This is a genomic window from Pseudomonas protegens (assembly GCF_003732485.1).
GTDB lineage: Bacteria > Pseudomonadota > Gammaproteobacteria > Pseudomonadales > Pseudomonadaceae > Aquipseudomonas > Aquipseudomonas protegens_B.
The window spans coordinates 281,652-288,168 of record NZ_MOAK01000036.1 but is presented as its reverse complement, the minus strand read 5'-3'; the positions used below and the strand labels follow the sequence as shown (position 1 = coordinate 288,168).

The window sequence follows — 6,517 nt, the reverse complement described above, 5'->3', positions numbered from 1 at the left end:
GATCGGAGGTCAGGGCAAATTTTTCCGGGGAGTCGACAAAACCTGGTGCCGTAGCCCAGATCACCCAGGGTGCAGCGATGATGCCCAGGGCAGTGACCAGGGCCAGGACCAGGGTCAGCAAGCCCGAGACATAGGCAATGAAGGTCCGAGTCGCCTCCTCCCCCTGCTGACTCTTGTACTCCGCCAGAATCGGCACGAAGGCTTGGGAGAAGGCTCCCTCGGCAAAGATTCGCCGCAACAGGTTGGGCAACTTGAAGGCAATGAAGAAGGCATCCGTAGCCATCCCGGCGCCGAACGTGCGCGCAATGATGGTATCGCGGACAAACCCCAGTACCCGGGAAAGCATCGTGATAGAGCTGACCGCGGCCAATGACTTGAGCAGGTTCATGAAAAGGTTGTTTGCCTGTAGATAAACAGCAGGCGAAAAGACGCCCACTTATGCGATACTCCGCGCCGCAACAGCACAGAGCCAAAGCTCGCGAGTTTACAGGTCAAGCGCCGGAAATAAATATCCCGCCTCTTCAGATCGACCACTCAGCGGAACGCATCAGCTGCCCTTGACAAGACTTCAACTCATCGGCATGATTCGCGGCCTATTTTGTTTGCTATTTCCCAAAAAGTCTTTCGAGGAGCTCGACGGTGGCCAACACACCTTCCGCCAAAAAACGTGCAAAACAGGCTGAGAAGCGTCGCAGCCACAACGCCAGCCTGCGTTCCATGGTTCGTACCTACATCAAGAACGTAGTTAAGGCCATCGACGCCAAAGACGCTGCTAAAGCGCAAGCTGCTTATGTTCTGGCCGTGCCAGTTATCGACCGTATGGCCGATAAAGGCATCATCCACAAGAACAAAGCTGCTCGCCATAAAGGTCGTCTGAATGGCCACATCAAGGCTCTGAACCTTGCTGCCGCAGCCTAAGCGACACGCTTGTTAAAAAACCGACCCAAGGGTCGGTTTTTTATTGCCTGCAATTTACCCCCCCCAACAAGCCAGCCCCACTAGGAGCCGGCTCGCCAGCACTCAACAGATCACTGATGAGGCCAAGGCAAAATCGGGATCGCCGTTACCGCATTCTGCGGGCTACCCTCGATCAGGCGATCGCTATAGACCAAATACACCAGGGTATTGCGCTTCTTATCGAGGAACCGCACCACCTGCATGGTCTTGAACACCAGCGAAGTGCGCTCCTTGAAGACCTCATCACCATCCTTGAGCTCGCCCTTGAATGCGATCGGCCCCACTTGACGACAGGCAATGGACGCCTCGGCACGATCCTCCGCCAAGCCCAGCCCACCCTTGAGGCCGCCCGTCTTGGCCCGCGACAGATAGCAAGTCACACCATCCACCTTGGGATCATCGAAAGCCTCGACCACGATCCGGTCGTTCGGCCCGACAAATTTGAACACCGTGGACACCTGGCCAATCTCCTCGGCCGACACCATGAACGGCACCACCAAGAGCAGGCCCAACAATCCTTTTGCTACGCGCATTGGCTTTTCCTTAGGTCACTTACACCAGAATCAGGTTATCGCGGTGAACCAATTCCGGCTCAGCCATGTAACCCAGGACACCGACGATCGCATCAGAGGGCTGACCGATGATCTTCTGCGCCTCAAGCGCACTGTAGTTGGCCAGGCCGCGGGCAATTTCACGCCCATCAGGCGCCACGCACACCACCATTTCGCCGCGACGAAAACCGCCCTGGACCTGCTTGACCCCCACCGGCAACAGACTCTTGTTGCCCTGAGACAGGGCCGATACAGCCCCCTCATCCAGCACCAGGGTACCGCGGGTTTGCAGATGCCCGGCAAGCCACTGCTTGCGCGCCGCCAACATGCCACGCTCCGGCGACAGCAGGGTACCAATGCGCTCCCCCGCTTTCAGGCGATCCAGCACCCGCTCCAGACGCCCACCAACAATAATGGTGTGCGCCCCGGAGCGCGCTGCCAGCCGCGCCGCTCGCAGCTTGGTCTGCATACCGCCACGCCCCAACGCCCCACCGGTACCACCAGCCACGGCGTCCAGCGCCGGATCATCGGCCCGCGCCTCGTAAATCAACTGCGCATCGGGATTGTTGCGCGGATCGGCATCGAACATACCGTCGCGATCGGTGAGGATAACCAGCAGATCAGCCTCCACCAGATTGGCCACCAGCGCCGCCAGGGTATCGTTATCGCCGAAGCGGATCTCATCGGTTACCACGGTGTCATTTTCATTGATCACCGGAATCACCTTGAGCTCCACCAGCGCCCGCAGGGTACTGCGAGCATTGAGGTAACGCTTACGGTCCGACAGGTCGTCATGGGTCAGGAGAATTTGCGCCGTATGCCGGCCATGCTCGGCAAAGCTCGACTCCCAGGCCTGGACCAAGCCCATCTGGCCGATAGCTGCAGCCGCCTGCAGCTCATGCATCGCACTCGGTCGTGCGGTCCAGCCAAGGCGACTCATTCCAGCCGCCACAGCGCCCGAAGAGACCAGTACCAACTCGACACCCGCCTCATGCAAGGCCACCATCTGCTCGACCCACACGCCCATTGCCGCGCGATCCAGCCCCTTGCCGTCCGCCGTCAGCAGTGCACTGCCGATCTTCACGACCCAGCGCTGCGCACCCGTCACCTTGCTCCGCATCTTATTCAACCTTTGCCAGCGAGCGGCGCGACCGAGCGCCACTCATGGGGTTATTCGTATTTAAGCCTTGCAGATACCAAAACGCCGCTCGAATGAGCGGCGCCTTGAGAGCTGGCTGGCAGCGATGATAACACCGCGCCCGCCCAGATAAACCGTGTTCGCGGGCGAGCCCGCACCCACAGGATCAGTCGCGGACGTAGATGATTTCCGGACCGTCCTCGTCATCCACATCTTCTTCATCCCAGTCATCGTCGCCGATGTCGTGGACACTCTTGACGCCACTTCGGCGCAGAGCACGCTGATCGTCCAGCGCCTGCAACTGGGCACGCGCCTCATCTTCGATGCGCTGATCCAGCTCGGCCAACTCATCGGCGTAGGCCGGGTCAGCTGCCAGGCGATCGGCACGATCTTCCAGATAACGCATGATGTCGCGGCTCAGACGCTCGGTACCATCCTTGGAGATGGCCGAAATCACATACACCGGGCCAGTCCACTCCAGACGATCAACGATCTCCTTGACGCGCTCCTCGTGCTCCTCCTCAAGGATCTGGTCGCTCTTGTTCAGCACCAGCCAGCGCTCACGCTCAGCCAGGGACGGACTGAACTTGACCAATTCGTTGACAATCACTTCAGCCGCATCCGCCGGACTGCTTTCATCCAGCGGAGCCATGTCCACCAGGTGCAGCAGAATGCGCGTACGCGCCAAGTGCTTGAGGAAGCGAATCCCCAGGCCAGCACCATCGGAAGCCCCTTCGATCAGACCAGGAATATCGGCGATCACGAAACTCTTCCAGCGGTCGACACTGACCACGCCCAGGTTTGGCACCAGCGTGGTGAACGGGTAGTCAGCCACTTTCGGCTTGGCGGCGGAAACCGAGCGAATGAAGGTACTTTTACCGGCATTCGGCAAACCCAGCAGACCGACGTCCGCCAGCACCTTCAATTCCAGTTTCAGGTCACGCTGCTCACCCGGCTTGCCCGGAGTGGTCTGCCGTGGCGCACGGTTGGTACTGGACTTGAACCGGGTATTACCCAGACCGTGCCAGCCACCCTGCACCACCATCAGGCGCTGACCAGCCTTGGTCAGGTCGCCGATGACTTCCTGAGTACCGGCATCAATGATGGTGGTACCGACCGGAACCCGCAGCTCCAGGTCCTCACCTTTCTTGCCGGTGCAATCAGTGCTGCCACCGTTGGAACCGCGCTCGGCATCGAAGTGCCGGGTATAACGGTAGTCCACCAGGGTGTTGAGGTTTTCGTCGGCGACCATGTAGATCGAACCACCGTCACCACCATCACCACCGTTGGGGCCACCGTTCTCGATGAATTTTTCCCGACGGAAACTCATGCAGCCATTACCGCCGTCGCCAGCTTTTACTCGGATCGAAACTTCATCAACAAACTTCATGATCAAACGCCTCTCGCCGCACGGGCGAGCTGAAGAAACCAAGACATAAGACTCTTGCAAAAATGAGCGCAGCGACCTCAATCAACGACCGAAACATCCAACGCTGGCAGCTCGTACAAACAGTTTTGCAAGAGACTCATCCCACAAACGAAAAAGCCCCGTCGCGAGACAGGGCTTTTCCAGCGATCGCGCAATTAAGCCGCGACGACGCTCACGTAACGACGACCGAAGGCGCCTTTTACTTCAAACTTGATCACGCCTTCGATTTTCGCGAACAGGGTGTGATCTTTACCCATGCCAACGCCGTAGCCAGCGTGGAATTGGGTGCCGCGCTGACGCACGATGATGTTGCCGGCCTTGATGACCTGGCCGCCATACATCTTCACGCCAAGGCGTTTGGCTTCTGAGTCGCGACCGTTACGAGTACTACCACCAGCTTTTTTGTGTGCCATGAGTTCAATTCTCCTAGTGAGGAATTAGGCTGAAATTAAGCCTGAATACCGGTGATTTTGATCTCGGTGAACCACTGGCGGTGGCCCATACGCTTCATGTGGTGCTTACGGCGACGGAACTTGATGATGCGGACTTTATCGTGACGACCTTGGGAGATCACTTCAGCCTTGACGGTTGCGCCAGCAACAACAGGTGCGCCGATGTTCACGTCGTCGCCATTGGCAACCAACAGAACGCGGTCAAAAGTCACGGATTCGCCAGTGGCGATTTCCAGTTTTTCGATCTTCAGGTATTCACCTTCAGCGACCTTGTATTGCTTACCGCCGGTAACGATTACTGCGTACATGGTATTTCTCCGATAATCCTGCTCACCCAGCTCTTTATAAGAAGAGGTATTGGCTGGCATGGCTGCATGGGGCTGGAACGGCCCAAGTGCAATTGCGTAAGGCAGGTGCTGCCCAGGAAGTTCAGGGTGCGCGATTGTACGCAAGGCACAATAGTGATGCAAGTGCCGTTCAGGCGGCGCGGAGTCCCGCCGGGACCGCGCCTTGACACCTGCGGACGCGGGTCCTAGCATGCCGCGCAACCCTTCTGGAGCACCTGTCGCTGATGCAACCCCAAGCTTTCTACCGCGCGGTGGCGGACGATTTTAGCGCCGTCGACGGCATCATCAAGAAACAGCTGACTTCCCGAGTGCCGCTGGTTTCAAAAATCGGCGACTACATCACTTCGGCCGGAGGCAAGCGCCTGCGTCCTTTATTAGTGCTGCTGTGTGGCAAGGCACTGGGGCGCGAAGGCGACGATCTGCGCCTGCTGGCCGCGACCATCGAGTTCCTGCACACCGCGACCCTGCTGCATGACGACGTGGTCGACATGTCCGGCATGCGCCGTGGCCGCTCGACCGCCAACGCCATGTGGGGCAATGCGCCCAGCGTACTGGTGGGAGACTTCCTGTATTCCCGCTCGTTCGAAATGATGGTCGAACTCGGCTCGATGCCGGTCATGCGCATCCTGTCCCAGGCCACGCGGATCATCGCCGAAGGCGAAGTCCTGCAACTGTCCAAGGTACGTGACGCCAGCACCACCGAAGAAACCTATATGGAAGTCATCCGCGGCAAGACCGCGATGCTCTTCGAAGCCTCAACCCACAGCGCTGCCGCCCTGGCCGGTGCCACAGCGGAACAGGCCGAAGCCCTGCGCACCTTCGGCGATCACCTGGGCGTAGCCTTCCAACTGGTGGACGACCTGCTGGACTACCGTGGCGACGCCGAAACCCTGGGCAAGAACGTGGGTGACGATCTGGCGGAAGGCAAACCTACCCTGCCATTGATCTACACCATGCGCGAAGGCACCCCAGAGCAAGCAGCCCTGGTTCGCCAGGCCATCCAGAAAGGCGGTATCGAAGACCTGGAAAGCATCCGCGCAGCCGTTGAAGCCTCGGGCTCCCTGGACTACACCGCGCAGCTGGCTCGCGACTACGTCGCTCGTGCCATCACCTGCCTCGAAGCCCTGCCCCCCAGCGAGTATCGCGATGCCCTGGTGGAACTCAGCGAATTTGCGGTCGCCCGCACCCACTGACGGCCCCGGCTCCTACCGACCCGTAGGAGCCGGATCACCGGCGAAACTCCCCACCGCCCCCTCTCCCACAAAACCCTATACAATGTGCGCTTTTTAGCCATCCTGACTTTGAGGAGCTTAAGTGAGCACTTTGCCACCCTGCCCAAAATGCAATTCCGAATACACCTACGAGGACGGCACCCAGCTGATCTGCCCTGAGTGCGCCCACGAGTGGTCCGCCAGCGGCGAAGCCGAGGCCGCGTCCGATGAAGCCGTGAAGAAAGATTCTGTGGGCAATGTGCTGCAAGACGGTGACACCATCACTGTCATCAAGGACCTCAAGGTCAAGGGCACTTCCCTGGTGGTCAAGGTCGGCACCAAGGTCAAGAACATCCGCCTGTGCGATGGCGACCACGACATCGACTGCAAGATCGATGGCATCGGCCCGATGAAGCTCAAGTCCGAGTTCGT

Annotated in this window: 9 protein-coding genes; 3 read left to right on the top strand and 6 right to left on the bottom strand. The window is 59.0% G+C overall.

Annotated features, from left to right (window positions below; translation table 11 throughout):
• On the bottom strand, positions 1-388 hold a 388-nt coding region (locus tag BLX41_RS34785; RefSeq protein ID WP_311197441.1), incomplete at its 3' end, for a lipid II flippase MurJ.
• Between the two features lie 251 nt (positions 389-639).
• Here BLX41_RS34785 and rpsT point away from each other — a divergent pair.
• A complete protein-coding gene (gene rpsT / locus BLX41_RS08230; RefSeq protein ID WP_016967023.1) occupies positions 640-918 on the top strand; it encodes a 30S ribosomal protein S20 in 279 nt (92 codons plus the stop codon).
• A gap of 110 nt (positions 919-1,028) precedes the next feature.
• Here rpsT and BLX41_RS08225 read toward each other — a convergent pair whose 3' ends face one another.
• The 5 genes from BLX41_RS08225 to rplU all read right to left on the bottom strand — a co-directional run bounded on the left by BLX41_RS08225 (position 1,029) and on the right by rplU (position 4,835).
• Entirely contained in the window at positions 1,029-1,490 is a 462-nt protein-coding gene (locus tag BLX41_RS08225) for a CreA family protein (RefSeq protein WP_123724471.1), read from the bottom strand.
• A gap of 19 nt (positions 1,491-1,509) precedes the next feature.
• A complete protein-coding gene (proB, locus tag BLX41_RS08220; RefSeq protein WP_047289314.1) occupies positions 1,510-2,628 on the bottom strand; it encodes a glutamate 5-kinase in 1,119 nt (372 codons plus the stop codon).
• Between the two features lie 184 nt (positions 2,629-2,812).
• Positions 2,813-4,036: an Obg family GTPase CgtA gene (gene cgtA / locus BLX41_RS08215; protein ID WP_123724470.1), complete on the bottom strand. Its 1,224-nt coding sequence runs from the start codon at positions 4,034-4,036 to the stop codon at positions 2,813-2,815.
• Positions 4,037-4,230: 194 nt separating this feature from the next.
• Entirely contained in the window at positions 4,231-4,488 is a 258-nt protein-coding gene (rpmA, locus tag BLX41_RS08210) for a 50S ribosomal protein L27 (RefSeq protein ID WP_003228360.1), read from the bottom strand.
• A gap of 35 nt (positions 4,489-4,523) precedes the next feature.
• On the bottom strand, positions 4,524-4,835 hold the full coding sequence (gene rplU, locus BLX41_RS08205; RefSeq protein ID WP_007924746.1) for a 50S ribosomal protein L21: 312 nt from the start codon (positions 4,833-4,835) through the stop codon (positions 4,524-4,526).
• Between the two features lie 263 nt (positions 4,836-5,098).
• Between rplU and BLX41_RS08200 the strand changes: the two genes are divergently transcribed.
• Together BLX41_RS08200 and BLX41_RS08195 are read left to right on the top strand one after the other, a co-directional pair.
• Positions 5,099-6,067: a polyprenyl synthetase family protein gene (locus BLX41_RS08200; RefSeq protein ID WP_123724469.1), complete on the top strand. Its 969-nt coding sequence runs from the start codon at positions 5,099-5,101 to the stop codon at positions 6,065-6,067.
• Between the two features lie 121 nt (positions 6,068-6,188).
• The coding region (locus tag BLX41_RS08195; protein ID WP_148059701.1) for a zinc ribbon domain-containing protein YjdM at positions 6,189-6,517 on the top strand (329 nt) is incomplete at its 3' end.